Source organism: Niabella yanshanensis, from assembly GCF_034424215.1.
GTDB classification, from domain to species: domain Bacteria; phylum Bacteroidota; class Bacteroidia; order Chitinophagales; family Chitinophagaceae; genus Niabella; species Niabella yanshanensis.
Genome location: NZ_CP139960.1, coordinates 2,197,405 through 2,222,245, shown reverse-complemented (window position 1 = coordinate 2,222,245; position 24,841 = coordinate 2,197,405). Strand labels below are relative to the sequence as shown.

General features: G+C 42.7%; 22 protein-coding genes and 1 riboswitch. Of the genes, 8 read left to right on the top strand and 14 right to left on the bottom strand.

Going from position 1 to position 24,841, the window contains the following annotated elements; translation table 11 throughout:
* Positions 1-156: 156 nt before the first annotated feature.
* Entirely contained in the window at positions 157-5,049 is a 4,893-nt protein-coding gene (locus tag U0035_RS08965) for a translocation/assembly module TamB domain-containing protein (RefSeq protein WP_245957619.1), read from the top strand.
* On the opposite strand, the gene U0035_RS08960 is transcribed toward U0035_RS08965, so the two are convergent.
* Both U0035_RS08960 and U0035_RS08955 read right to left on the bottom strand, forming a co-directional pair.
* A complete protein-coding gene (locus U0035_RS08960; RefSeq protein WP_114789652.1) occupies positions 5,050-5,904 on the bottom strand; it encodes an endonuclease/exonuclease/phosphatase family protein in 855 nt (284 codons plus the stop codon).
* A 148-nt stretch (positions 5,905-6,052) separates the two neighbouring features.
* Complete coding sequence (locus U0035_RS08955) at positions 6,053-6,682, bottom strand: NAD(P)H-dependent oxidoreductase (RefSeq protein ID WP_114789651.1); 630 nt, start codon at positions 6,680-6,682, stop codon at positions 6,053-6,055.
* A 107-nt stretch (positions 6,683-6,789) separates the two neighbouring features.
* On the opposite strand from U0035_RS08955, the gene U0035_RS08950 reads away from it, so the two are divergent.
* Complete coding sequence (locus tag U0035_RS08950; protein ID WP_114789650.1) at positions 6,790-7,149, top strand: winged helix-turn-helix transcriptional regulator; 360 nt, start codon at positions 6,790-6,792, stop codon at positions 7,147-7,149.
* Here the strand turns inward: U0035_RS08950 and U0035_RS08945 are convergent.
* Complete coding sequence (locus U0035_RS08945; protein WP_114789649.1) at positions 7,144-7,524, bottom strand: iron chaperone; 381 nt, start codon at positions 7,522-7,524, stop codon at positions 7,144-7,146. The two genes, U0035_RS08950 and U0035_RS08945, sit on opposite strands and share 6 nt — an antisense overlap.
* A gap of 338 nt (positions 7,525-7,862) precedes the next feature.
* A complete protein-coding gene (locus U0035_RS08940; protein WP_114789648.1) occupies positions 7,863-9,062 on the bottom strand; it encodes a bifunctional 3,4-dihydroxy-2-butanone-4-phosphate synthase/GTP cyclohydrolase II in 1,200 nt (399 codons plus the stop codon).
* A gap of 117 nt (positions 9,063-9,179) precedes the next feature.
* Between U0035_RS08940 and U0035_RS08935 the strand changes: the two genes are divergently transcribed.
* Positions 9,180-10,064, top strand: a complete 885-nt coding sequence (locus U0035_RS08935) for a glutaminyl-peptide cyclotransferase (RefSeq protein WP_114789647.1) — start codon at positions 9,180-9,182, stop codon at positions 10,062-10,064.
* A 4-nt stretch (positions 10,065-10,068) separates the two neighbouring features.
* Here the strand turns inward: U0035_RS08935 and U0035_RS08930 are convergent, their stop codons facing one another.
* The gene (locus tag U0035_RS08930; protein WP_114789646.1) at positions 10,069-10,581 is read right to left on the bottom strand and encodes a hypothetical protein; all 513 of its coding nucleotides are present in this window, start codon (positions 10,579-10,581) and stop codon (positions 10,069-10,071) included.
* A 108-nt stretch (positions 10,582-10,689) separates the two neighbouring features.
* Entirely contained in the window at positions 10,690-11,481 is a 792-nt protein-coding gene (locus U0035_RS08925) for a (Fe-S)-binding protein (RefSeq protein ID WP_114789645.1), read from the bottom strand.
* Between the two features lie 106 nt (positions 11,482-11,587).
* On the opposite strand from U0035_RS08925, the gene U0035_RS08920 reads away from it, so the two are divergent.
* The gene (locus U0035_RS08920; protein WP_114789644.1) at positions 11,588-12,628 is read left to right on the top strand and encodes an ATP-grasp domain-containing protein; all 1,041 of its coding nucleotides are present in this window, start codon (positions 11,588-11,590) and stop codon (positions 12,626-12,628) included.
* Positions 12,629-12,711: 83 nt separating this feature from the next.
* On the opposite strand, the gene U0035_RS08915 is transcribed toward U0035_RS08920, so the two are convergent.
* Genes U0035_RS08915 through U0035_RS08905 form a run of 3 tightly spaced genes read right to left on the bottom strand, consistent with a single transcriptional unit; the run spans position 12,712 to position 14,153 of the window.
* Complete coding sequence (locus U0035_RS08915) at positions 12,712-12,867, bottom strand: hypothetical protein (protein ID WP_170138296.1); 156 nt, start codon at positions 12,865-12,867, stop codon at positions 12,712-12,714.
* A gap of 3 nt (positions 12,868-12,870) precedes the next feature.
* Complete coding sequence (locus U0035_RS08910) at positions 12,871-13,320, bottom strand: hypothetical protein (RefSeq protein WP_114789643.1); 450 nt, start codon at positions 13,318-13,320, stop codon at positions 12,871-12,873.
* A gap of 56 nt (positions 13,321-13,376) precedes the next feature.
* Positions 13,377-14,153, bottom strand: a complete 777-nt coding sequence (locus U0035_RS08905; RefSeq protein WP_114789642.1) for a hypothetical protein — start codon at positions 14,151-14,153, stop codon at positions 13,377-13,379.
* Between the two features lie 120 nt (positions 14,154-14,273).
* On the opposite strand from U0035_RS08905, the gene U0035_RS08900 reads away from it, so the two are divergent.
* The gene (locus U0035_RS08900; RefSeq protein ID WP_114789641.1) at positions 14,274-15,947 is read left to right on the top strand and encodes a glutamine--tRNA ligase/YqeY domain fusion protein; all 1,674 of its coding nucleotides are present in this window, start codon (positions 14,274-14,276) and stop codon (positions 15,945-15,947) included.
* 47 nt (positions 15,948-15,994) lie between these two features.
* On the top strand, positions 15,995-16,702 hold the full coding sequence (locus U0035_RS08895) for a DUF421 domain-containing protein (RefSeq protein ID WP_114789640.1): 708 nt from the start codon (positions 15,995-15,997) through the stop codon (positions 16,700-16,702).
* A gap of 129 nt (positions 16,703-16,831) precedes the next feature.
* Here U0035_RS08895 and U0035_RS08890 read toward each other — a convergent pair whose 3' ends face one another.
* The 4 genes from U0035_RS08890 to U0035_RS08875 form a co-directional block, all read right to left on the bottom strand.
* Positions 16,832-17,836: a DUF4625 domain-containing protein gene (locus U0035_RS08890; RefSeq protein WP_114789639.1), complete on the bottom strand. Its 1,005-nt coding sequence runs from the start codon at positions 17,834-17,836 to the stop codon at positions 16,832-16,834.
* Between the two features lie 98 nt (positions 17,837-17,934).
* Complete coding sequence (locus tag U0035_RS08885) at positions 17,935-18,411, bottom strand: DUF4625 domain-containing protein (RefSeq protein WP_114789638.1); 477 nt, start codon at positions 18,409-18,411, stop codon at positions 17,935-17,937.
* Positions 18,412-18,430: 19 nt separating this feature from the next.
* Positions 18,431-20,839, bottom strand: coding sequence for a TonB-dependent receptor (locus U0035_RS08880; protein ID WP_114789637.1), 2,409 nt, complete (start codon positions 20,837-20,839; stop codon positions 18,431-18,433).
* Between the two features lie 167 nt (positions 20,840-21,006).
* Entirely contained in the window at positions 21,007-21,366 is a 360-nt protein-coding gene (locus U0035_RS08875) for a hypothetical protein (protein WP_162817769.1), read from the bottom strand.
* Positions 21,367-21,545: 179 nt separating this feature from the next.
* On the opposite strand from U0035_RS08875, the gene U0035_RS08870 reads away from it, so the two are divergent.
* Positions 21,546-21,785: a hypothetical protein gene (locus U0035_RS08870; protein ID WP_114789635.1), complete on the top strand. Its 240-nt coding sequence runs from the start codon at positions 21,546-21,548 to the stop codon at positions 21,783-21,785.
* Positions 21,786-21,800: 15 nt separating this feature from the next.
* Here U0035_RS08870 and U0035_RS08865 read toward each other — a convergent pair whose 3' ends face one another.
* The gene (locus U0035_RS08865; RefSeq protein WP_114789634.1) at positions 21,801-23,027 is read right to left on the bottom strand and encodes a sterol desaturase family protein; all 1,227 of its coding nucleotides are present in this window, start codon (positions 23,025-23,027) and stop codon (positions 21,801-21,803) included.
* Positions 23,028-23,252: 225 nt separating this feature from the next.
* Here U0035_RS08865 and U0035_RS08860 point away from each other — a divergent pair, with 225 nt between their 5' ends.
* Positions 23,253-24,557, top strand: a complete 1,305-nt coding sequence (locus U0035_RS08860; RefSeq protein ID WP_114789633.1) for a TSUP family transporter — start codon at positions 23,253-23,255, stop codon at positions 24,555-24,557.
* Positions 24,558-24,625: 68 nt separating this feature from the next.
* A riboswitch (SAM riboswitch) is annotated at positions 24,626-24,740 on the top strand.
* Positions 24,741-24,841: the final 101 nt, after the last annotated feature.

The window sequence follows — 24,841 nt, the reverse complement described above, 5'->3', positions numbered from 1 at the left end:
GGGTAAGTGAAGATCATATTAAAAACAATTAGCTAAAATTATAAAATTAACACTTAGATACGCATGAAATTTGCAGGTAGCACCCTAATAAATTACTTTTACAAATAATTTTTAGAATAGCCTTTCCTGAAGAAATTTCGAAAAATATTACTGATCGTGCTGGCGTCAATTATTTTGCTGTTGACGACCGTATGGGTGCTGATACAAATGCCGCCCGTACAAAACTGGCTTATCGATAAAGTAACCTCCCGTTTGTCAAAAGATTTGCAAGCTAAAATAGAAATTGGCCGCATAGATCTTTCTCTATTTAACAAGCTAAACCTGCAACAGGTATTGGTACAGGACCAGCAAAAGGATACTATTTTAAGCGCTGGTGAAATCACTGTCAACATCACAGATTGGTTTTTCTTTAAGAAGGACGTCGAACTGCAGTATATAGGCTTACGGGATGCTTATATACACTTGCAGCGTCAGGACTCTGTATGGGATCACCAGTTTTTGCTGGATTATTTTTCCACCCCCGCCTCGCCTAAAAAGAAAAAGGATGGAATTAGCCTCGCACTCAGGGAGGTCGATCTTAAAAATATACGGGTAAAACAGGAGGATGGATGGATCGGCCAGGATATGACACTTTCCCTGGCTTCGCTCAATACGGTTTCCCGTAATGTAGACTTCAAAAAGAAGCTCATAGAGATCAACTCACTGAATATTAATCAGCCTTATTTTGCGCTCAGGGACTATGACGGGAAACGGCCTCCGCGAAAAATAGAGAATGTTCCTAAACCGATAGTTACGGATACCAGTACCATAGATGTGAATGACAACAAATGGAAAATACTGGTAAGCGAATTGAGTCTTCGAAACGGTACATTCAAAAGCGATAACGAGTCAAGACCGCTCGATCCTATTGCTTTCGATGGCAAGCATATTGAGTTCTCCAAAATATATGGAGATTTCCGCAATGTGAAATGGGAAATGGATACCATAACTGCATCCATAAAATTGCAAACCCGGGAAAGAAGTGGCTTTGAAGTAAAGCACCTGATTGCTGACGCTAAATTTACCCCACAGGAAATGACATTTGAAAACCTGGATATCAGAACTAATGATAGTCATTTGAGCAATTATTTCAGTATGCGATTCGACCGTTTTGGAGATATGAGCGATTTTGTAGAGAAGGTTAGGATGGAGGGGCGTTTTGATCATTCAGAGATCAACAGCGATGATATTGCGTATTTTGCGCCCGATCTGAAAACCTGGAAGAAACGGATCAGGCTAAGCGGCAATGTAAAAGGACCCGTATCATCTCTGATCGGTAAAAACCTGGATATCAGGGCCGGCGCTAATACCTATTTTCTGGGCGATGCTTCTATCACGGGTTTGCCGGAAATTAACAGTACCTACCTGGATATAAAGGCCAATGAGTTTAGAACGGTGTACGCCGATGCTACGGCCTTTATACCTCCTTTAAAAAGAATTGCTAATCCCGATTTAAGCAAGTTGGGTTTTGTAATGTTTACCGGCAACTTTGCCGGTTTTATTAACGACTTTGTAACTTATGGAACAATACAAACCGGTTTAGGAACGGTAAAGGCCGATCTTAATTTAAAATTGCAGAATCCTGCCTATCCTGTTTATTCGGGTACGGTGTCAACCGAAAGCCTAAACCTGGGACCATTATTAAAAAGTGAAGACCTGGGTTATGTTAGCCTGAATGCTACTTTAAAAGGGGCGGGCTTTAAGCCTAATAGCGGCGCCATTGCCCTGGACGCCCGTATTAAGTATATAGATTTCAGGAAGTACCGGTATCAGAATATAACGCTCGACGGTGAGCTCAATAAAAAAATTTTTGATGGGTCGGTTATTGCCAATGACCCCAATGCTTTGCTCAATCTTAACGGTTTGGTGGATTTTAGTCAGAAAGTTCCGGAGTTTAATTTCATGGCGAATATTGATACGCTGAATCTTTATAATACCCAATTGTTTAAAGAAGATATCGCTTTTTCCGGCCGCGTGAATGCAGAATTTTCGGGCAATACCATAGATGACTTCCTTGGCGACGCCAACATTTCAAATGCTTCTTTAACCCGCAACGGATTTCCCCTTTCTTTCGATTCGCTTTCAATAAGCTCCACTACTAACGACAGTACGAAACATTTACGCATCGCGTCGAATGAGTTTAGTGTAGATGTGGATGGTGTTTTTAAGATACGTGATTTGCCGAACTCGGTTACCGCCTTTTTAAGCCGTTACTACCCGGCATATATCAAAGCGCCTCAGGCTGCTGTACCACAACAATCTTTCAATTTTGATATTAAAACCAGCAATTTCAATCAGTTTGCCTCCATCATCGACAGTAGCCTACAGGGATTTGATAACAGCCGCATTACCGGAGGTATTAATACTGCAGCTAATAATCTTTTTCTGGATGTGAATGTGCCCTACTTTAAATTCAGACAGTTCGACTTTTCCAATGTCGATATTGATGCTTCGGGTACTTATGATAGCCTCACATTATATGGTAGTGTGTCCAATATTGGCATAACCGACAGCCTGAAAGTTCAACTGGCAACCTTCAATATTAAGGCGCATAACGATGTATCCGAAGTGAGCATATTTACTGGCACCGGTAACAGCAAAGCCCTCGATCAGGCGCGGCTCAATGCTGTCGTGAATACCTATAACAATGGAGTGGGTATCAGGTTCAATCCTTCTTCGTTTATGCTCAATAGTAAAACCTGGACTATAGAAGACAAGGGAGAGCTGGAATTCAGGAAAAATGCACCTGCACACGGATTACTGGTGCTAAAAGAAAGTACTCAGGAAATAAGGATTGAAACTATGCCTTCTGATGTTGGTAGCTGGAACGACGCAGCGATCACTTTAAAAGGAATCAACCTGGGTGATATAGGTCCCTACCTGCTGCCCCGTAACCGGCTCGAGGGGTTGGTAAATGCGCACGTGCTGATTGAAAATCCCGGAAAGAACATGAAGATCAGTTCCAGGGATTTCGTTGGCCAGGCTATCAGGCTCGATAATGACTCTATTGGCAACCTGGGTGCTAATGTAATTTTTGACATGGCCACGCAGGAGTTACTGGTGGATGGAAAGACTTTGGGGGCGGACGATAAAAGCCTGGCCTATGATATTCATTTACACCTCAAAGATCAGGAGTCGCAGCAAAAAAATAGTATCACCTTAACACCCACGCATTTTGACCTGAAATATATCGACCGCTTCCTCAATACCTTATTTACAGATATTTCAGGCGATGTTACGGGAAAGTTCGAGATAAAAGGTCCGTTGAACGAGTTGGCAGTAGTTGGCAAAGGCCGTTTACGAAATGCAGGGTTAAAGGTGAAATTCACCCAATGTTATTATAAGATTGAAGACCGGGACATTGAATTGAGCGAAAATGAAATTAACCTCAATGGTATTGTATTGGAAGATACGGTGACCGGCAACCCGGTTTATTTGAGAGGAGGTATTACGCACAACGCATTTGACGATATGTTTTATGACATTACAGTATCTACCCGTAAGCCAGGAACCCGTGATGCGCGTAATAACCGGCCGGTGCAGGTTTTGAGTACTACCGTTGCTGATAACAAATTGTTTTATGGCAATGTAAAAGCTACCGGCTCATTTGTATTGGTAGGTTCAGAGGATAACAGCTTTATGAAGATTGATGCCATTGCTTCAGACAGGGAAGAGAGTAATTTTACGATTGCCTCGGCCAACAGCCAGGCAGGAAAAATGCCGGATTGGCTTGTAGAGCGAAAGTTTGGCGTTGAAGTGTCGGATAGCCTGGCAAACGCTGCTACTGAGTCCAATATGAAATATGAGCTCGATGTGACCGCTAATCCGAAAGTATTGATGAAGTTTGTGATGGATGACCTCACAGGCGACCAGATATTTGGAAGGGGGGCGGGTACGCTGAATATACAATCAGGCACAAACGAAGAATTAAAGATTAACGGGCGTTTTGATATACAGGAGGGAACTTATAACTATACCTTCAAATCTTTTTTCCCTAAACCTTTCGAGATCATTAAAGGAACGGAAAACTATATATCCTGGACGGGTGATCCTTTAAAAGCCAATATTAATATACAGGCAAGGTATAAAGCAGAAAGGGTAAGCTTCGCACCCTTGGCCAGTATGATCGATCCCGGACAAAGCTATTCGAACACACGGGAAAACGTATATATCTATGCGGTATTAACGGGTCAATTGTTTCAACCTGAATTTAAGTTTGAGCTGGAGCTGGATCCCAATAGCCGTTTTAATAATGACTTCAACGTAACCAACGCGTTGCAACAAATAGAAAGAAGCCAGACTGAAGTAACGCGGCAGGTAACTTACCTGATTGTATTCAACAGCTTTGCACCGCCGCAAACAGGTGTGTCCAATATAGGCATAGGCGGTGCTGCCATGGAGTTTACCTACAATACTATATCAAGTTTGTCGGGACTGTTTTTTAACGAGATCAATAAAAAGCTGAACAGTGCGCTTTCATCGTTGTTAGGACAAAATGTAAGCTTCAACTTCAGTGGTTCAGTTTATAACCGGAATGTGTTAGGAGCCAGTAATGCTAACTTCAATATCAACCAGGCTAATGTAAGCGGGGCCCTGTTAGTTCCTTTATTTAAAGACCGTTTTGTGATTTCGCTGGGTAGTTCGCTCGAAGTGCCCCTGCAATCCAGCACCCTGCAGCAAACCGTTCAGTTTTTACCGGATGTTACAGCCGAGTGGCTGCTGAATGCCAGTGGCAGCCTGCGTTTGAATTTATTCTACCGGGAAAACCTGGATTATCTTACCACTTCAAGTACCGGTGCCGCTAAATTGAAAAGAACGGGAGGCGGCATTTCTTTTAAAAAAGAATTCAATACACTACCTGAGCTATTCATCAATGCACGTAAGCGCGCAGAGAGAGAAGCCAACCGCGTGCCACCGCCGGTTGATTCCAGCAAATCAGTACAGCCTGTAACGGTAGAGCGAAAAGATGAGCCTTTAGTACCTAAAACGGTACCCGAAAAGGAAGAGTAATTACTTCAATGTTAAAACTACTTCTACCGGGAAATGATCTGAAGGGAATTTTCCGAAATAGGTATCGGTAAGAACGCCCCATTTGTTGGCCTTCCATTGCTGACTGATAAAAACATGGTCAATAATTCCCGTGCTTTTAAAGTCTTTTTTAAACCCGTTGAACGAGCTGTTATTTTCATAGGGGTATTTTACCTCTTTGTGAGCATCTCTTACAATAGCAGAACTGGCAATGATCTGGTAGGGTTCCGTTGTCCTGTCCGCGTTAAAATCCCCCGTTAAGATGACCGGCGCCCCTTTAGCAATGGTTTTAATTTTTTGAAGAATAAGCTTGCTGCTTTCGAGCCGCGCCACCTTGCCTTCGTGATCAAAATGAACATTGAAGAAGTAGAATTTCTTTTTCGATTTTTTATCCTGCAGGTATACCCATGAGCAAATACGATTGCAACAGGTAGCATCCCAGCCTAACCCTGGTTGATCCGGAGTTTCCGATAACCAGAAGTCGCCCGACTGCAACAACCGGAATTTATCTTTTTTATAAAAAATAGCCGAATGCTCCCCCTTGTCACTTCCGTCGTCCCTGCCTTTTCCATAGCGTGCATATTGCGGCAACGCTTTTACTACATCTTCCAACTGATGGGGCAAAGCTTCCTGGGTACCCAATACATCAAAATCATGATAACGGATCAGGTTAGCTACAAAAGGTAAACGGTCCTCCCAGAGATTACCGATATCATTTTTATTGTCGAAGCGTAAATTGTAGGAAGCTACTTTAAAGGTTTGCGCGTTAACTATCAGGCACAATAGCAGCGCTGTCAACACCAGCACCTGGCGAATCCTGTTTTTTTTATTCAACATAACAAAGCGTTTGTCTGAAAGGGTGGTTAATATTTTAAATATAGAAGCCGAAGATAACAAACAAATAAGCACTAAAGCCGGTGTGTTATATAATCTTATAGTTAACAGCAGGGTATAAAAAAGCCTCCGGGGAAGGAGGCTGATAACATTAATCGATGATCGATGCAAATTCTTCTTTCGGTATCCGTATCTTTTTAAGATTTACCAGGAAGTCTTTTTCTTCGTCCCGGTAGCCCAGCGATAATAATACTACGCTTTTTAATCCTTTCTCTTTCAGGCCTAAAAGCTCATCTACTTTTGCACCGTCAAAGCCTTCCATTGGAGTGGCGTCTACTTTTAATTCCGCAGCTGCGATAATGCCCGTCCCCAATGCTATGTAGGCCTGCCTTGCTGCCCAGGTAAAGTTTTCCTCATCCGGACGGCTCAGTAAAAAGCCCTCCAGTGATTTTTGAAAGTCAGCCATCCCACCTTCAGGGATACCTCTTTCTCTGGCCATATAGCTAATATAAGCTGCTATCTGTTCCCGGGTGATGGAGGTGTAGGCCGCAAAAACCAGCAAGTGCGAAGATTCTGCTATTTGCGTATTAAAAGATCCTTCGCCTAATTGTTTTTTGAGTGCTTCATTGGAAACCGAAAAGATGCGGTAAGGTTGCAGGCCTGCAGAAGAGGCCGACAAACTAATCGCTTCTATGATCTGGTGTACCTGCGCGTCAGGGACTTTCCTGTTACTGTACTTTTTGGTGGCATACCGCCAGTTCAAATGTTTTATAAGTTCCATATAAATTGATTTCTTTTTTGAAAAAGCAAAGTTCAGATTATTTGGTTTACTTTTGTCACCACGTGACAAAAAGTAATGGTAACAAAGAGGTAACAAGGTAACTTACAATGGAAATACAACACGATCCCGAAGCCTGTAAAAAGACGATCCTGGCGGTGCATGATGCCATGGACGTGCTGGGCGGAAAATGGAAGATATCAATTGTTGCGTCCCTCGGATTTGGGAAGAAACGTTACTCCGAGATATTAAAGGATGTAACCGGCATATCAGGTAAAATGCTGAGCCGCGAGCTGAAAGATATGGAAACCAATCAACTGGTAAAGCGGGAGGTTGTGGACACTAAACCCGTTACAGTGGAGTATGAATTAACGGAATACGGGCATAAACTGAAAGCAGTTATCTCTAACCTGGCCGACTGGGGCAATACGCACCGTAAGAAGATTATGGGTGCTAATGCCGGTTTATGATTTTTTCTTTTTTATCAGACCTGCTTTTTCTTCGTTTTCCCTGAGGCGAAATAAAATGATACGTTTGATCAGCGCAGTCGGTAAGGATTTATCAAGGGGAAACTGCACAGTGCCTTTACCTCCTTTATAATTGCTCAACTCTTCTTCGAAATCTTCATGTCCGCGTGGTGCGGGGTAAATGCTGGTGTGTTTTTTATATCCTGAATAGTAAATAAAATACCTGCCATTCTGTTTAAAGCCTCCAATGCCATAACTCAATCCTTCCTCCGCGTTGGGAGCCGCTTTCTGAATAACCTGTCTTATTTTATTGACCGCTTCAATAGCTTCAGCAGGAATAGTTGCTAAATATTCTTCGATTGTTGCAGGCTTGCTCATAGTTACCGTTAATGGGGTGATTAGTATTTCGAATGTACAATAATTGTTCAAACCGGGGCCTGTCCTATGGCAAGTTTTACTGTAAAGAATAAGTCGACGCTACCATATTCCCGGTGGAGTTAATCGCGGAAGGCGGAGATAACGCAGCGTAGTTTGGAGACATACGCTATGTTTGAGTTCACATTATTGTGTATATATACCTCTGCGTATCCTTCGCGTCCTCTTTTCTTGGCGGTTAACATATCTTGCAGTGTAACGGATTTACCCTGTCTGCATTAAATAAAAACTCCCGGTTGTTGATCCCGGGAGTTCTTTAAATTATATATACAGCTGTCGACTTAAAAATCGTGCCCCAGTTTCTCGCGTTTAGTACTTAAGTATCTTTCATTATGCTCGTTCGGCGAAATAATGATAGGTACATTGTCTACTATTTCCAACCCGTAACCCACCAGTCCGACACGTTTACGTGGATTGTTGCTCATCAGGCGAAGTTTAGTAGCATTGAGGTGACGTAATATCTGCGCGCCTACACCATAGTCACGCTCATCCATCTGGAAGCCCAGGTGCAGGTTGGCCTCTACGGTGTCCATGCCTTCTTCCTGCAGCTTATAGGCTTTTAGCTTATTCATCAGGCCAATGCCACGTCCTTCCTGGTTCATGTACAAAATAATTCCCTTGCCTTCCTGTTGTACCATTTGCATGGCAGTGTGAAGCTGATCGCCACAATCGCAGCGCAGGCTGCCTAAAATGTCCCCTGTAAAGCAGGAGGAGTGCACACGGGTTAAAACCGGCTCATCCTTTTCCCATTCACCCTTGATCAGCGCCAGGTGTTCGCTGTTGCTGTTCTTATCTTTAAAAGCTACCAGTTTAAAATCGCCATATTGCGTAGGCATGTTGACACGAACCACCTCTTCAATGAGGGAGTCGCTTTTTAAGCGATATTCGATCAGGTCTTTTATAGAGATGATCCTAAGGTCGAATTTCTCGGCCACTTTTAAAAGATCCGGAAGACGGGCCATACTGCCATCCTCATTCATTACCTCTACCAATACGCTTCCGTAAGGGTAAGGAAATCCCGCCAGCCGTGCCAGGTCTGTAGCCGCTTCGGTATGCCCTACTCGACGTAAAACACCTCCTTTTTTAGAACGTAATGGAAAAACATGCCCCGGGCGGCCAAGGTCAGCCGGATTAGTGAAAGGATTATTTAATGCTTCAATTGTTTTGGACCGGTCGTGTGCAGAGATACCTGTAGTGCAACCATGCCCCAGGAGGTCTACCGAAACTGTAAAAGCGGTTTCATGCAATGCCGTATTGTTGGTTACCATGAGTTCCAAACCCAGTTCGTCGCAACGTTCCTCCGGCAGGGGTGTGCAGATCAGGCCACGCCCGTGTGTTGCCATAAAATTCACCATTTCAGGGGTAATCGCGCCGGCGGCGGCAATAAAATCACCTTCATTTTCACGGTCTTCATCATCCACTGCTATGATCAGTTTTCCCTGTTTAATAGCTTCAATCGCACTTTCAATTGAATCGAGCATCTATAAAAATTTTCGCAAAGTTAAATAATTTGGAACTGTTCGTTACATATCAACTGCCGGTTGTTGTTGGGGTTGCCTGCCTTAGGATCCTTTTGTACTTTTGCCGGTAGTTAAATTATGCTAATTATAACAGCACACATTGCTAAATTGTTTCAATGGATGAAATGCAGAAGCTTTGAAAGGCTTCCTGTTGTAATTTGTGTTAGTGGGTTATGGAGTATTTTTATGCTGCTTGCAGGCTGTAAAAACAGGCAACAGGGTGATGGGCAACCGCCTGAAAGTGTGGTGCCGGTGATCCCATACATTACAACAGCAATTTATCCGCACGATACCACCCTTTTTACCGAGGGACTGGTTTTTCACAATGGCTTGCTGTACGAAAGCGGGGGAGCACCTCCTGAGCACCCTTTCACCCGTTCGGTAATCGGTGTAAGTGATTTGGCTACCGGCAGTTTCACACCTGAAATTGAAATAGACCGGTCAAAATATTTTGGTGAAGGGATCGTCTTTCTCAATAATAAATTGTATCAACTTACCTACAAAAATCGGAAAGGGTTTGTGTATGACGCTACAACATTTAAAAAGATCGGCGAATTTACCTACGCCAATACCGAAGGTTGGGGGATGACTACGGACGGGAATAGCGTTATCATGAGCGACGGGACTGAGCATCTCACCTTTCTTGATCCCGATACCTATAAACCTGCCAGAATCCTGAAAGTAACCGAAAATGGAATGATCAGGGACAGTTTAAACGAACTGGAGTATATCAATGGGTTTCTTTATGCGAATATCTGGTACCGTCCCGAAATAGTAAAAATTGATATAGGTAGCGGCGAAGTTGTAGCTAAACTCAATTTAACTTCAATCGTTAATGCAGTTGCCGCGCGCAAACCAGGTTCATTGGAGATGAATGGAATCGCCTACGATTCAACTACGGGCAGGGTAGCGGTCACCGGTAAATTCTGGCCATCTGTTTATGAAATAGATTTTCAGAAGTAAGGCACTATGATTGAAGCAGCTGTAATCTGTCTTTTAGCCAGCTGTCTTTCAGCGGAACGATCCATTTATTTTCCAGCTCCGCTTTATTGGCTACCAGGTTGTTGAAATATAAAGTGTCTGGCGTTATAAAACCATTATCCAGCGCATATTGTAGCTGCGCGTAAGGTAATACCTGTATTTTGTCTTTAATAACAAATGCAAGTGATGTGCGATCAAACAGGGTAATGCCGTAAGCGATTTCCAGTGACTTAATAAAACGAACAGAACTATCGGTGCTGCAGCCACTTACACCGGCATAGGTTTCATCTGCTATCAATATTACAAACTGACCGAAGAATAACAAACCGGCGGCTTTTACATCAGCGCCATGGCTCTGCCATTGTTCAGCAAAACTATTCAACCGCTCTTCTGCATCCAGCGCTTCGGACATCGTTAATAACCGGCTGGTCTGGTATACCCAAACGCGTGATGCCGGATTAAAATCGGCAGGTAATAATTCTTTATAGTTTAAGTTCATTTTTATAAAATATCCGGGATCGAAAAAAGATTCGCAAAGCTAATAACAATCTTGTGGCGTAATAGTTCATTCTTTATTAACTTACCAACCAGTTTACTTTTCAACCAATCAATTACCCTTCACCTCCATGCTCGCCGCTACTATTTCAGCTATATCTAAAACTTTTGTATCGCCCTCTTTTTCAGCGTTCTTCACGCCATCAGTAAGCATCGTATTGCAAAAAGGACATGCTGCCGCAATATAAGCCGGGTTCGTTTCAAGGGCCTCCTGTGTGCGCTCAATATTGATGCGTTGCGTTCCCTTTTCTTCTTCCTTAAACATCTGTGCACCTCCGGCGCCGCAACAAAGCCCCTTGCTGCGGCAGCGTTTCATCTCCACCAGTTCTGCATCCAGCATTTCCAAAACCTTCCTGGGAGCTTCGTAAATATCATTGGCCCTGCCCAGGTAACAGCTGTCATGGTAGGTGATTTTCCTGCCTTTAAAATCGCCCCCTTCTTTAATTTTTATTTTACCCTCGTTGATCAGCTGCTGCAAAAAAGTAGTGTGGTGTATCACCTCATAGTTGCCCCCTAATTCAGGGTACTCATTTTTAATGGTATTAAAACAATGCGGGCAGGCCGTCACTATTTTTTTGATACCATAATTGTTCAGTATCTGTATGTTTTGGTAGGCCATCATTTGGAACATAAACTCGTTACCGGCACGCCTTACGGGGTCGCCGGTGCACATTTCTTCCTTACCCAGTATGGCATATTTGATTTGAGTGGCATCCAGTATCTGGGTAAAAGCTCTGGTTATTTTTTGCGCGCGTTGGTCAAAGCTACCGGCGCAGCCTACCCAAAAAAGTATCTCTGGAGTTTCTCCATTGGCAAAAATTTCTGCTGCTGTAGGTACGTGCATAGATCGTTAAATTTTTTGGCATACAAATAGCAATAAAGCTTGCCCGGTTGTACTTTATAAAATTAATTCATTTTAGTTCACCGGCTGGTATATTTGCTGATAATTCATGCGCGTACGAAAATTTTTTGAAAGGCTTTTTAACTGGGAACTGTGGAATTTTCACATTTTATATGCACCAATTGCACCTGTTTGGCTGTGGTATTGTATTAAAAGTCGCTCGCTCTGGTTTTTTACACCTTCTAACCCTAATATCACGTTTGGAGGTTTTGAAGGAGAAGGCAAAAAGGAAATGTACCGGTTACTACCTGCCGAAATAACCCCGAAAACCATATATGTAAAACCGGGCATCCCTTTCACAGAATTAAAGAACAGGGTAAATGCTGCGGGCATCCGGTATCCTTTTGTGGTTAAGCCCGATGTGGGTATGAAGGGCATTCTTTTCAGGGTTATTGAAAACGATGACCAGTTACAAAAGTATCACGCGCATATTCCTTTTAAATATATTGTACAGGAGAAAATTGACTACCCGGTAGAGGTGAGTGTATTTTACTACCGCTACCCCTGGCAGTCGACTGGTGTTGTTTCGGGGTTTATTTATAAAGAGTTGTTACAGGTTACAGGTGACGGAAACAGTAGTCTGAAACAGCTGATCAACCAGCATGAAAGAGCCAAACACCGGGTCGAAGAAATGGAATTGAGGCATGGACATGATTTTGAAAGAGTTTTGGGAGCAGGGGAGGTTTTTTATCTTTCTTTCGCAGGCAATCACAACCGGGGAGCGCGTTTTACCAACTTGCAACATGAAATTAATCCAGGGCTGGTAGCGGTGTTCGACAAACTAAGTAAAGATGCCCTGTTTTATTATGGTCGTTATGATATTAAAACCAATTCTATTGAAGATCTCAAAAACGGGAAGCAATTTATCGTTTTAGAGTATAACGGGGCTGGGGCAGAACCCAATCATATTTATGATTGTGGTATGAGTTTGGGCAAGGCTTATCAAACAATTTTACAGCATTGGAAAGTATTGTACGAAATAAGCCGGTACAATGCCCGTCAGGGACATGCCTATTGGTCTTACCGGCGGGGAAAAAAATATCTTCGTGCCGCCAAACATCATTTCAGAATACTGGAAAAATTTGATTAAATTTAGTTTACTGATGAAAGATGATAGTTGACAGTGTGTTTTCTGCAACTGTCAACTAATTACTGTCATCTGTAATACCTGGCTTAACTGCCTCTTTGGCTACCGGTGTTCTGTTGTTTACTTACAAAGGCGCCGGATTGAGGCTTTTGAATAAACTTAGAGTTGTTACCCTGCTTATTATTATCCTTGCTTTTGTTGTCTTTTTTTCCTTTCTTATTATTTTGATTGAGTAATGACATCGTCTAAGGTTTTTTAGTTTTTAATAATCCAATGACCAAATTTAATGGATAAAGTAATTGAATGGATGTTAATAATATGGATGCTATAGCAATACCATTGCCTGTTTCAGTAGCCAGTTGAATCTTTTTCAGCTGATTGCTCCCGGTATAAAGTTCAATTAACTGATTGCTCCATAGGCTTCCCGCAATGATGAAGAGAAACAAAACGGCAGAACCTATAACATGGATTTTATAGAGTTTCTTAGAAAAAAGACGGTGATAGGTAAAAGTATACAATAACCAAAGCAAGGATAGGAAAACGGCACAAATCATAAAGATCCGGCTGAAAGGAACTACATATACGGTATCATACCAATTTATATCCAGCGTTCTTTTCAACGTAAGAAAGGCGGCCAGGAAAAACAAAGCCGACACAATCAATAAAAGATTATGTAACGGGCGCAAAATTTTCATACCTGCAAAACTAATTAAGCAGGCAAATCTTTCTCTAAAAATTTCCCGGATAGATATTAGTGAATAACCGACCAGCTCTTTGACGCCAGGTCGGTTATCGATATCGTTTTTTTACCAGCATCATATACCACTTTAAAAGTATAATGTGCATTGCCGGACATGCCTTTGGGATCGATAACCGGTGCTTTAAAAACTTCGGTTCCTATTTTTACCGATATCGCCGGCACGGCTACTACTATGGCTTTATAAGAGCCAGGCTTGTAATGCCAGGGTTTGGTTTCCGCGCTTTGCAGTACCGTAATAACAGCATCGTTGGGAACATTTACCGTTTCAAAATCTATCAGTGTATTGCGATGAATGAACCGTCCATCGGTAATATTACCGGATGGTGTTTCAAAATTTATCGCCGTCAATGCATCGGCGTCTTTAAATTTTAGTTCATTGCTTTGGTCTGTAATGTTGGGAAATCTTACTGTAATAGGAGAAGTAGCATAAACGTCTCTTTTAGCAGATGCCTGAAGATATGTATAATAATCAGGCGAAATAAGTTCAAATCCTATATAATTGAAAGAAAAGGACGAGGACTCATACCGGAGCAAATAAGGGGCTCCTGTTGGAGTTGCGCGCAACGTATCGGCTGATATGCTAAAGGAATAAGGAAGGCCACCTCCTGTCAATATCCAGTCCTGTCTTTCTTTCAGGTCAATATCTTTTATAGCAAAGGCTACGGTTTTAACCGGTATTTCAACTACGGGGTTTTCAATTCTGTCTTTTTTACAGGAGAACAAAAACAGGATAGCGGCAAACAGGGCCGGCGGGTATAATCGTTTCATGACCTATATAACGGGTAATCAAGCGGAAGCGCAACAATTCGTATTAAAAAAATCCAAATAAAGAATGATCGCAAAATCCGCTTAAAAAGTTAAATTTGCCGTCACACCAGTAAAACAAGTATGAGCGCAGATAAGCATGTAGAAGAGGAAAAAAGCCTCAATTTTTTGGAAGAAATAGTGGAGAATGATCTGTCGGCAGGGAAATATCAATCGATAATGACCCGTTTCCCGCCAGAGCCCAATGGCTATTTACATATTGGCCATGCCAGTAGTATTTGCCTGAATTTTGGATTAACACAAAAGTTCGGCGGCGGTACCAATCTTCGTTTTGACGATACCAATCCCGTTACAGAGGACACGGAATATGTGGAAAGTATTAAGGAGGATATTAAGTGGCTGGGTTTTGAATGGAAGCATGAATTGTATGCTTCAGATTATTTTGAGACCTTATACGAATATGCGATAAAGTTGATCAATAATGGGCTGGCTTATGTGGATGATAGCACCAGTGAAGAAATTGCGCAGCAAAAGGGCACGCCTACGCAGCCGGGACATCGCAATCAATATGCCGGAAGACCGGTTGAAGAAAATCTGCAGTTGTTTGCAGATATGCGTGCGGGTAAGTATAAAGATGGTGAAAAGGTGTTGAGGGCTAAAATAGACATGGAGTCCCCGAATATGTTGATGCGCGATCCTATTTTATACCGTATTAAGCATGCACATCATCACCGTACCGGAGATGCCTGGTGTATTTACCCGATGTACGATTTTGCACATGGACAAAGCGATTCTATAGAGCATATCACGCATTCGATCTGTACCATGGAGTTTGTGCCGCACCGGGAAGTATATGACTGGTTGATTGAAAAGCTGGCCATATTCCCTTCGAAACAATATGAGTTTGCAAGAAGAAATCTGAGCCATACCGTAACCAGTAAAAGAAAGCTGCTGCAACTGGTGAATGAAAAATATGTATCGGGTTGGGACGATCCTCGTATGCCAACCATTGCCGGCTATCGCCGTCGCGGTTATACGCCTGAAAGCATCCGTGATTTTTGTGATCGTATAGGGGTAGGTAAACGGGACAATATGGTTGACCTTGGATTGCTGGAGTTTTGTGCACGCGAACATTTAAATAAGATCGCATTACGAAGAATGGTGGTGTTCGACCCGGTAAAAGTGGTGATCACCAATTATGAGAAGGGGAGCGAACTCTTAGTGGCAGAAAATAATCCCGAGGATACCAGCACCGGCAACCGTGAAATAAGCTTCAGTAATGAATTGTATATTGAGCGGGAAGACTTTATGGAAAACCCTCCTAAAAAATATTTCCGCCTGGCGCCTGGTCAGAAAGTTCGTTTAAAACACGCCTATATTATTCAATGCGATGAGGTAGTAAAAGATGAGGCAGGTGCTGTAATGCAACTGAATTGTACTTATATCCCCGAAAGTAAAAGCGGCGCTGATACTTCCGGTATCCACGTGAAAGGAACTTTACATTGGGTAAACGCTAAAGATCATATAGCGATCCGGATCAATGAATACGATCGCCTGTTTACCGTAGAAAATCCGGCAAATGAAGAAGGTGAATTCCAGTCTTATATCAATGCTAATTCCTTGACGGTACTAAATGGTGCACTGGCAGAGCCTGCATTAAAAGAAGCGCTTGTCTCAGACCGGTTCCAGTTTTTACGGAAGGGATACTTTGTATTGGATAAAGAAAGTCCTAAAGATCTTTTAGTGTTTAACCGTACCGTTACCTTAAAAGATAGCTGGGCAAAGGCAGGCAAATAGCATTAGCATCGTTTTTGCATATAGTTCATAACTAACAAAATATAGTTATGAACATAAGCAGCCTGAATGTTATTAATGCCCGGGAATTCTTCCTGGGGCAGGATGAATGGGTCTTTTTGTTTGAGGTCGTTGTACGATGCTTTATATCCTTCGTGATCGTCTTATTCGCGTTGCGGTTAACCGGCAAGAAAGGGGTGAGGCAGCTTACCGTTTTTGAACTGGTTATTATTCTTACGCTGGGCTCAGCCGCAGGTGATATGGGATTCTATAAAGACGTGGGCGTACTGCCTGCGGTTCTTACCATCATCAGCATTATCCTTTTTTACAAATTAGTTACCTGGCTGCTGATTAAATCAGATAAGTTTGAAAGATTGATTGAAGGACAACCCGTTACTATTATCCGGGATGGACGTTACACGGAAGAGGTAGTGAAAAACGAAAATATCTCCTTCGACGAGTTTTTTATGGAACTGCGCCTCTCAGGTATAGAACACCTGGGACAGGTAAAGTATGCGATACTTGAGGTAAACGGCGATGTGAGCGTTTTTAAAAAGGGCCCTGAAGAGGTTAAACCAGGCCTGCATATTTTACCCGATAAAATGAAGAAGTTTTATACCGATCATTATCCGGCAGATGGTTTGTACTCCTGTGTTTGCTGCGGCTATACCGAACACAAAAAGCAGGGACCTGTGGCTATTTGTAAGGACTGTGAAGGAGCGAAATGGTCTGAGGGGTGCGATACGAAATGGCATTAATACAAAGAGAAATCCACGAAATTGCTTTCGCGGATTCTCTGTTTAAACCTCCGATTAAAAAAGCCAGACTAAAATAATGAGGCCTGGGTCAGGCAAATATGAACTTACTGCAACAGATGCAATAGTATTTTAATGGTCATGTCCGTCTTCTGCATGAATTTCGAACTCTAGTTCCAGCTCATTGGTACCGGCAAAAGCGGTAGTATAGTCGGTTCGGTTCCAGTCCACGCGGGTAATGGCAGGTTTTATACCGGCATTCAATTTACGCATTACAAATGTTACGTCTTTTTCTCCCTGGTTGGCATGGCCTACTATAAAGTACGAGGTCACACCGGTGGTATTGGTTGCCCCCGATACCGTAGTCCCATCGGCATACTGTAGTTCCCTAGTTTGAAATATAGCGCCCTCGCCTGCCGGAGAATTGGGATTTAGAACAAAGCTGCCCCCGATCAAAAAGGCTTTATAATTTGCTGCCGCTGTGGCATTAGCTATGTATTGATTTTGTGTTTCAGCCCCGCCTGCATCGTAAGTTTTCAACGCTATTTTATAAATACTTTCCGGCTCTAAATGCAAGTGCCCGTTAGATATGGCTGCCCCCTTTTCGTCGAACAGGATCGTGTCTGATGCACCTTCTACTGCTGCACCCAGGCCATGAAAGTGATCTCCATGGCCTTCTACGCCGTTGCCGGTAACAGCAGTGAAAATAAGTGCAGCGCTGGGGTTTTTACGTTCTATCTTCAAGTCCGATTCCGCTACGGTAACATTACCCGATCTGTCGGCTACTTTAATGTGCAAATGATAATTTCCGGCTGCAGCGCTGGCTGGTATTTCGATATGCTCATGTAAGGTCGCATTTTTATTGCCGGTATATCCGTCGGTAAAAGCCTGGCTGAATTCCCAGCCGGATCCGGCTTCAGGATGGATCTCTATTACAACATTTTCGATGGTTGCTGTTGCGCTTACTTCAGCTTCAATATGCAAATCCGATCCTGCATAAGCTGTCTTATTATTACCCGAACCTACTTCCAGGCCGGTTACTATGGGCTTGGCGACAACATCGTCGTTCTTGTTACAACTGGTTACTGCCGCAACAAGCAACAACAAAACACCTAAGCTACTGAGAAATTTTTTCATACTGTTTTTTTAGTTTTTAAGAATGATAATTATGATTTGTTTTTTTTAAAATGAGGGATGGACGCACGCAGTGCAGCTTTGTGGCTTCAACCGGCCGCCTATTTAATTTTGATACTGAGCCCTTTTATCGTTTGCCATCCTTCCTTATCAGTTACACGTATCAGGAAATGATAGTCGCCCGGGTCCACGTCCGCCGGGATATTAATGGTCTGTTCCGCTGTATAGCTGGTTTGCCCGGCTGGTACAGGAATCGTTTGTATCAGCACCATGGGTTTTACCGGTGTTTTTATAGCTTCCATATCGCAACCTGTTACTTCGGTGCTATGCGAGTGGTGATCAAAATTGTGATGGATATCGATGCTTACGGATCCCAGCTCTTTATTATCACTTACATGTATCTTAGCCGTAAAGGACTGTCCGCGCTGCACCTCGCTGCATTGCTTTGGAAAAGCATTGGCCGTAAGTACATCAATTTCAGGATAAGTAGTGTCAATGGAATCCTGGTCTTTTTTTGAACAGGCTGAGAGCAGTATTAAGAAGCTTAATAAACTGGTAAATAATTGCTTTTGTTTCATAGCTATGGAGATTTAATAATTACGGATGTACAGCTGGTTTAAAACTGAAGGGTATTCTTAACGATAACACCAGGTTTCTTCCCTGCTCGGGTAGGCCAATCAACCGGTAAAAGCTGGTATGACTGAGGTATTTCGCATCCAGCACGTTTTGTAACTGGAGACTTACCTCTATTTTTTGCCCCTGCAGCGGAAAGCTGGTACCTGCCTGTATATTTAACAGGTTGTATCCTTCCGTTTTCTTTTCCGGGGGCACTATGTTATTTTGGGCGGCGGTTATCCTATAGTCAACTGATAAGTAGGTGTTGGTAAGAATGCCGGTATGTACTGGCTGGTAAGTGACGTTAAATAGCACCGAAGCAGGAGGAGAAAACGGTAGCGTATAACCTTTTTTATCTCCCGATAGCTGTTTTGCATAGATGTATTCCCCTAATACTTCTGCGCTCAGGTTTTCCCAGGGTTGATATTTAACCTGTAATTCGCCACCATATCTCATAACCCGCGCTTGAGCATACTCAAAAATCTGGTTACCCGCACCGTAGAAATAATCGTGGCCGGCAGTAGGATTCAAATAAATATAATTGGGAAAATAGTTAAAGAAGGGATTGAACTGCACACGTACAATGGAATTGTCGTAAGCGGTACCCAGGTCCAGCTGGTAGGACTCTTCAGGCTTCAGTTGAGCATATCCCTTTTCGTAACTGAAATAGTGATAGTTGACGCCATTAGCTCCCAGCTCTTTGGCGATGGGCACCCTGAAACTTTTGCCGATATTGCCTTTCAGCTCCCAGCGATTCGTATTATAATTAATACCGAGTGAACCGGTGACACTATTGAAGCTGCGGTTAATATTGTCGGCCCTGACCAGGTATTCCTTTTCTGCGGTTCCGTTGACGGTGCTCGCAGATGGAAACCAGTCGGTATATTTTTTCATCGCAAGATGTACATGGTCATATCTCATCGCTCCATGTAAAAGCAACTTTTCACTTACCCTCCATTTGTCATACACATAAGCGCCCAGGTTTTGCTGGTTAAAAGCAGGAACCAGGAAGCTCCAGCCGTTGATGGTATTGTTCTGGATCTCTCCGTTGATGCCCGTTTCCAGCTGGTGGTTACCTATCTTAATGTGGTCGCGCAGGTTTAGCGAGTAAACATTTTTATCGAAAGCCCTTTCGAGATTACGGGGAATATTCAAAGAATCGGGATAGATGGCCGGCATATAGCCATGGTTCACATAATGGTTATATTCCTGCCTGAGGTTATTTTGAAACCCCGTTTCCAGTTCCAGCTGATGATCATTTAAAGTATAAGTCGTATGATTAAGTATTTTAAGGTGATTTACCCGCTGGTAAGGACTAAGTATATCCCTGCTGCCGGCATCATGCATCGGGGCATCAACCTGCCTGGGCTCTAACCCGTGTGCATTAGCAAAAAAGCCTGTTTTAGAATAAATATTGCTTAAATAAAAGATCGACTTCAACCGGTTGCCGGTATATCCTGTACTGAAATGTATACCTGTTTCTCTCCCGGCCGTATTACGCAGGTAGTTTTGGTAAAGATCAACAGCAAAATCATAGATATACAGCCGGTCCGCAGGCACTTTATAATCTCCATAATCCTGTATGGTAAAGCGGGCGGCTGTCATCCATTTTTTGGTTCGGTAATACATGTTAACGGAAGTGCCCAGCAGGTCATTATTAGTTTTTCCTATGAGATTAACGTCACCCCCAAAGCTATGTGGGGCAGGTAAAGGCGGCCGCCTGATATTCACGGCGCCGGCAATAGCATCCGATCCATAAGCAAAGGATGCGGGACCTTTAAGTATTTCTACTTCCTGCACGGCAAACTGGTCAATTTCCAAACCATGGTCGGCGCCCCATTGTTGCCCCTCATGTTTAATACCCCTGTCCAGTACTACAACCCGGTTAAAACCCAGCCCCCTGATCAAGGGCTTAGACTGCCCTGAGCCAATTCCAATGGTTTTTACTCCTGGCAATCGCTGCAGGCTCTGCATCAGGCTGCCTCCCAGGTGTTGTTGAATAAAACCGGCTTTTACAATGTCCATGTTGAGCATAGCTTCCTTTTTTCTTGTAGTGATGGAATTGTTTTGTACCACTACCTCCTGTAGTGTGTGACTTTCCGGATGCAGGCGTATGATCAGCGATACATCTGTGTTTTTTAGAACGCCCGTTTTGATAACGGTTTTATATCCCTGCATAGAAACCTTTGCTTCGTAAGGGCCGGGGCTTACCTGTCGGAAGATATATCGGCCTGTCGAATCACTGACTCCTGCAGCAGCGTTTTTAAGCTCAATAGAAGCGCCTGTAACGGGCAAATGGTTATCATCAGAGACTGTTACAATAATTCGACGGGATTGCGTGTGGGCGGTAATGCATACTACTACACAGCAAAGCATCAGGAAAAACTTCATAATTAAGACGACTGAAACCGGTATTTATGCAAGTGGGTAAGCCCTGATAAAGCCCCACAGTATAAATACTGCAATAGTAATAGAACCCGTTATTGCGCTATAAACAGAACAATAAAGAGTTGCCATTATAGTTAATAGCAAAAAGTGAAAGAAACCTTTAAGGTTGATTAGACAACAAATAGGTTAGAAGAGGGTGGGCCCTTATTGGTATAGGCATGTATAAAAAGCTCGCGGGCGATTGTGATATAATAGCTATATGGATTGTAAGACAGGGGTTGTGGCGGATCTAAAGAATAGCTCAATTGTTCCGGAGCTCCACTGATATTACGCGTCGTAATATGATCGCAGATAGAGCACTGCTCCTTTCCGCCAGTAAGCTTTTTTATCTGTGTGGTATGGGTTGTTTCGGCGCAGTCGTGGTGATGATGGAAGGCCTGTATATAAAGCACAAAGGAAAGCAGGAGGAAGCATCCCAGTGCCCCGGCTTGCTTCAACAGATGCCTGATATGTGTAGCCAATTGTTTCAAAACTGCAACAAAGTTGCATATTCATGTTTGAAATACCAAAAGAAATGTAAAAAAAATCATAATGCAGCTATATGTCTCTGAAAACTTCTGGCAACTATACTGTAAGGATTGTTTATTTTTGGTAAGCCTGGCAGCCATAAGGTTGACCAACCATTTTGAAGCCCTCAATTATAAAAGCTATGCTCGAACCTATTTCAATCGACTTAAATAAAGCCGATTTAAAGAAAGATTTAAGTGCTATGGAGAAAGATCAGAAAATGATTGATCTGCCCATATTCCGGTCTTTAAAAGTGCAGGTAGAACAGCGTATCAGCGACTATCCTGAAGTGATCATTGAAGATATAAAATTTCAGGAAGGAATGCATCCGGAACAGAGCGGTATTGTTACCGCAGTCGTATCATTCAAGTCGAACAACTAAAGACTGAACCTTCGGTCAGCTTTCTGATCTGCTGTATAAAATACGCGTATAAAATCGTTGAATATCGCTGAAGTATATAATGCCGATCATAATAGTTGATACAAATAAGGTAGCGGTATAGCTGGAAGGCTGATAATAGTATAGTATGAATAACACCAGGCATACCCTGGCTATTTCCAGGTAAGATATCCATCGGCGCTGATCAAGTATAGCGCCGCAATTGATCAGGCTGATGATGATAAAAAGCGAGAACAGGGTGAGCGACTTTGCCGAAAAATACTGCTCGAATAATAAGACAATAAAAAGCACCAGCAATGATATGCCAGTTTGTATACTTACGTAGTAGCGCATAGCTTTTGTGGGTGTTTCTTTTGTACGCCGATGGCGTAAGAACTTCCTTTCGAGGATGTCCCGGTACCGCGAATCCAGGTCATCTGGCTTTCCAAACAGCGTACGCCATTTTTGTTTGAAACCTTTTGCATGGTAAAAGTTGAGCAATATTTCCAGTACAAAGTGAAAGTGTTGCCACAGAAAGCTATGGCTTTCCAATGGTTTGGTCAGGCCATATGTTATTTTAATATTTTTATTTTCTTCAACGAAAGTGCCAAAAAGCTTGTCCCAGATGATCAATACATCTCCATAGTTTTTATCAAGATATTCAGGATTGGATGCATGGTGGATACCATGATGTGTAGGCGTTACCAGTATTTTCTCAAACCATCCCCATTTGCCCAGCGCCTGTGTATGGATAAAAAATGGGTAGATACCATGTACCAGTAGTAAGATAGATATCATCAACGGGGGAAAACCTAACAAGGGCAATACGGCCCAGAATAAACTGCGTATGACCGCCTGAAATACAGTAATCCTTGCGGAAACCGTATAATTGAAGTCTTCGCTTTGATGGTGCACCACATGTGCTGCCCAAAAAGCATTGATCTCATGCGCCAACCGGTGGTACCAGTACCAGATAAAATCGGTAACCAGGAAGAGAAGGACCCATACCAGGAAGTTTTCTTTAATATCGAACAGGGCGAAATTTTTGTATACATAGGTGAAGAAGTAAAAGAACAAACCTGTCGTAAAAAGATCCAGTAAGCGTTCGGCTATACCCACATTGATATTCGCTACCGACTCTGCATACTGGAAAAAATTCTTCCCGCTTCTTTTAGAATACAGGTACTCGCAGGCTATAAAAAAAAGAAACAGCGGAATAGCAAACGCTAAGAAATTTAAATGCATGATGACTGATTTTAGTCTACTTTTTATATAGACTATTCAAAGGTATTGTTTTGTTCAATATAGGATGTTGTAAAAAACTAAAATTTCAGTGCCTGATTAATAAGAAATTTTTTTTTATCGGAAACATAAAAAAATCACCTATTTTTGTCCACTAAAATTATAGACTAATGTGTTTTCACCTGTTAAGGTGTTGAGCAGGAGTCGGGGAAAATTGAGTATCAGGTTATGAATGATGAGGCAGCTGTTATTAAGAAAGCAAACGAAGCAGGAGCTTCTTTTCCTTTTCTTTTGCGCATGGAAGGCTTGCGGGTGCTTGTTATTGGCGGCGATAACATGGCTATCCGGCATCTTAAAGAAATTGATAATAGTGCACCGGGAGCAGAAGTGCGTATTATAGCAGAACAGTTAAGTGAAGATTTGAAAGGATGGGCTGATACACATGGAAAAGTTGTTGTAGAAGACCGGCCCTACGATCCATTTGATATACAACATGCAGATGCAGTCATTATAGCGACCGGCGATTTTGCATTAATCAACCAGATCAATAGTGACGCAGCTGAATACGGTTTGGCCAACGTACGTATAGGACAATCTGCTCTGCATACTGAAAATGTGGATGGCAATGCCTTATCAACTGCAAAGGGCGGTTTAAAAGGACTGTCTAATAAGAGAATTGCCACCTATGCATTGGCTGCGTTTGGCTTTATGCTGATTGGACATATGATCTTTTCTTATTGGCCTTTCCAGGAAATCAGGATACATGCAGTTAACCTGTATAGTTCATTGGATCGGGCATTTTTGATTATGCTGGCCGCGGGCTTTGTTGCACAGCTGGTTGATGGTGCACTGGGTATGGGTTATGGCGTAGCCAGCACCACGATATTGTTATCTGCAGGAGTAAGTCCGGCCGCCATTAGCGGCAGTATACATACCGCAGAAATGTTCGCCAGTGGTGCATCAGGATATAGCCATTATAAGTTTGGTAACGTTAATAAGAAATTGTTCAAGACCTTGTTGTTACCGGGCGTTGTCGGCGCAATAGCCGGGGCTGTTTTATTGGTATATCTCGGAGAAAAGTTCAGTGATTGGGTGAGACCTATACTGGCAGTGTATACACTTTTCCTGGGAGTCAAAATATTGTCCAATGCGTTTAAGAAAAAAGTAGTAAGGAAAAAGTTTCGAAGATATGGCGCTTTAGCAGGAGCCGGAGGCTTTTTAGATTCCTTCGGGGGCGGGGGATGGGGGCCCTTGGTTACTACAACGCTCATTACAAAAGGACGTACGCCTAAATATGTGATCGGATCTGTAAGTCTCACTGAATTTTTTGTGACCTTGTCCAGCGCCTTTACCTTTTTCATTTTGTTGGGAGTGAGCCACTGGCAAACTATTGTTGGCCTTATTATCGGTGGTTTGATTGCAGCACCATTTGCAGCGAAACTGGCCGGAAGATTGCCTCGGAGAACGGCTTTCATTCTCTTGGGTGTACTGGTGATTGTGTGGAGTGCCAGGATCTTAATCAAACTGTTATAAAAAATACTGCAGTAAAGTTTTGGAATTTAAAAATCATAAGCTTTACTTTTGCAATAGTTCTTTTCAATCTCTTATCAAGAAAGGCAGAGGGTAATGGCCCAATGAAGCCTTGACAACCTCTTCACAGCATTGCTGTGAAAAAGGTGCCAAATCCATCTCCGGTATACCGGGGGCAGATAAGTCAGCGTTCAGCTTACAAATGTTATTTTTAGTAAAATAGTAAAGCTCATCCTGATTTACGGGGTGAGCTTTTTTGTTTTACAATAAGCCGCTACCGAATGTTT

What these genes read in the sequence shown, in the direction of transcription:
- U0035_RS08900 (WP_114789641.1), top strand. Translation starts at nt 14,274, where the DNA reads ATGAGCGCAGATAAGCATGTAGAAGAGGAAAAAAGCCTCAATTTTTTG.
- U0035_RS08955 (WP_114789651.1), bottom strand. Translation starts at nt 6,682, where the DNA reads ATGGAACTTATAAAACATTTGAACTGGCGGTATGCCACCAAAAAGTAC.
- U0035_RS08885 (WP_114789638.1), bottom strand. Translation starts at nt 18,411, where the DNA reads ATGAAACAAAAGCAATTATTTACCAGTTTATTAAGCTTCTTAATACTG.
- U0035_RS08935 (WP_114789647.1), top strand. Translation starts at nt 9,180, where the DNA reads ATGCTAATTATAACAGCACACATTGCTAAATTGTTTCAATGGATGAAA.
- U0035_RS08925 (WP_114789645.1), bottom strand. Translation starts at nt 11,481, where the DNA reads ATGCACGTACCTACAGCAGCAGAAATTTTTGCCAATGGAGAAACTCCA.
- U0035_RS08910 (WP_114789643.1), bottom strand. Translation starts at nt 13,320, where the DNA reads ATGAAAATTTTGCGCCCGTTACATAATCTTTTATTGATTGTGTCGGCT.
- U0035_RS08960 (WP_114789652.1), bottom strand. Translation starts at nt 5,904, where the DNA reads ATGTTGAATAAAAAAAACAGGATTCGCCAGGTGCTGGTGTTGACAGCG.
- U0035_RS08920 (WP_114789644.1), top strand. Translation starts at nt 11,588, where the DNA reads ATGCGCGTACGAAAATTTTTTGAAAGGCTTTTTAACTGGGAACTGTGG.
- U0035_RS08945 (WP_114789649.1), bottom strand. Translation starts at nt 7,524, where the DNA reads ATGAGCAAGCCTGCAACAATCGAAGAATATTTAGCAACTATTCCTGCT.
- U0035_RS08890 (WP_114789639.1), bottom strand. Translation starts at nt 17,836, where the DNA reads ATGAAAAAATTTCTCAGTAGCTTAGGTGTTTTGTTGTTGCTTGTTGCG.
- U0035_RS08905 (WP_114789642.1), bottom strand. Translation starts at nt 14,153, where the DNA reads ATGAAACGATTATACCCGCCGGCCCTGTTTGCCGCTATCCTGTTTTTG.
- U0035_RS08930 (WP_114789646.1), bottom strand. Translation starts at nt 10,581, where the DNA reads ATGAACTTAAACTATAAAGAATTATTACCTGCCGATTTTAATCCGGCA.
- U0035_RS08940 (WP_114789648.1), bottom strand. Translation starts at nt 9,062, where the DNA reads ATGCTCGATTCAATTGAAAGTGCGATTGAAGCTATTAAACAGGGAAAA.
- U0035_RS08865 (WP_114789634.1), bottom strand. Translation starts at nt 23,027, where the DNA reads ATGCATTTAAATTTCTTAGCGTTTGCTATTCCGCTGTTTCTTTTTTTT.
- U0035_RS08870 (WP_114789635.1), top strand. Translation starts at nt 21,546, where the DNA reads ATGCTCGAACCTATTTCAATCGACTTAAATAAAGCCGATTTAAAGAAA.
- U0035_RS08950 (WP_114789650.1), top strand. Translation starts at nt 6,790, where the DNA reads ATGGAAATACAACACGATCCCGAAGCCTGTAAAAAGACGATCCTGGCG.
- U0035_RS08880 (WP_114789637.1), bottom strand. Translation starts at nt 20,839, where the DNA reads ATGAAGTTTTTCCTGATGCTTTGCTGTGTAGTAGTATGCATTACCGCC.
- U0035_RS08860 (WP_114789633.1), top strand. Translation starts at nt 23,253, where the DNA reads ATGAATGATGAGGCAGCTGTTATTAAGAAAGCAAACGAAGCAGGAGCT.
- U0035_RS08915 (WP_170138296.1), bottom strand. Translation starts at nt 12,867, where the DNA reads ATGTCATTACTCAATCAAAATAATAAGAAAGGAAAAAAAGACAACAAA.
- U0035_RS08895 (WP_114789640.1), top strand. Translation starts at nt 15,995, where the DNA reads ATGAACATAAGCAGCCTGAATGTTATTAATGCCCGGGAATTCTTCCTG.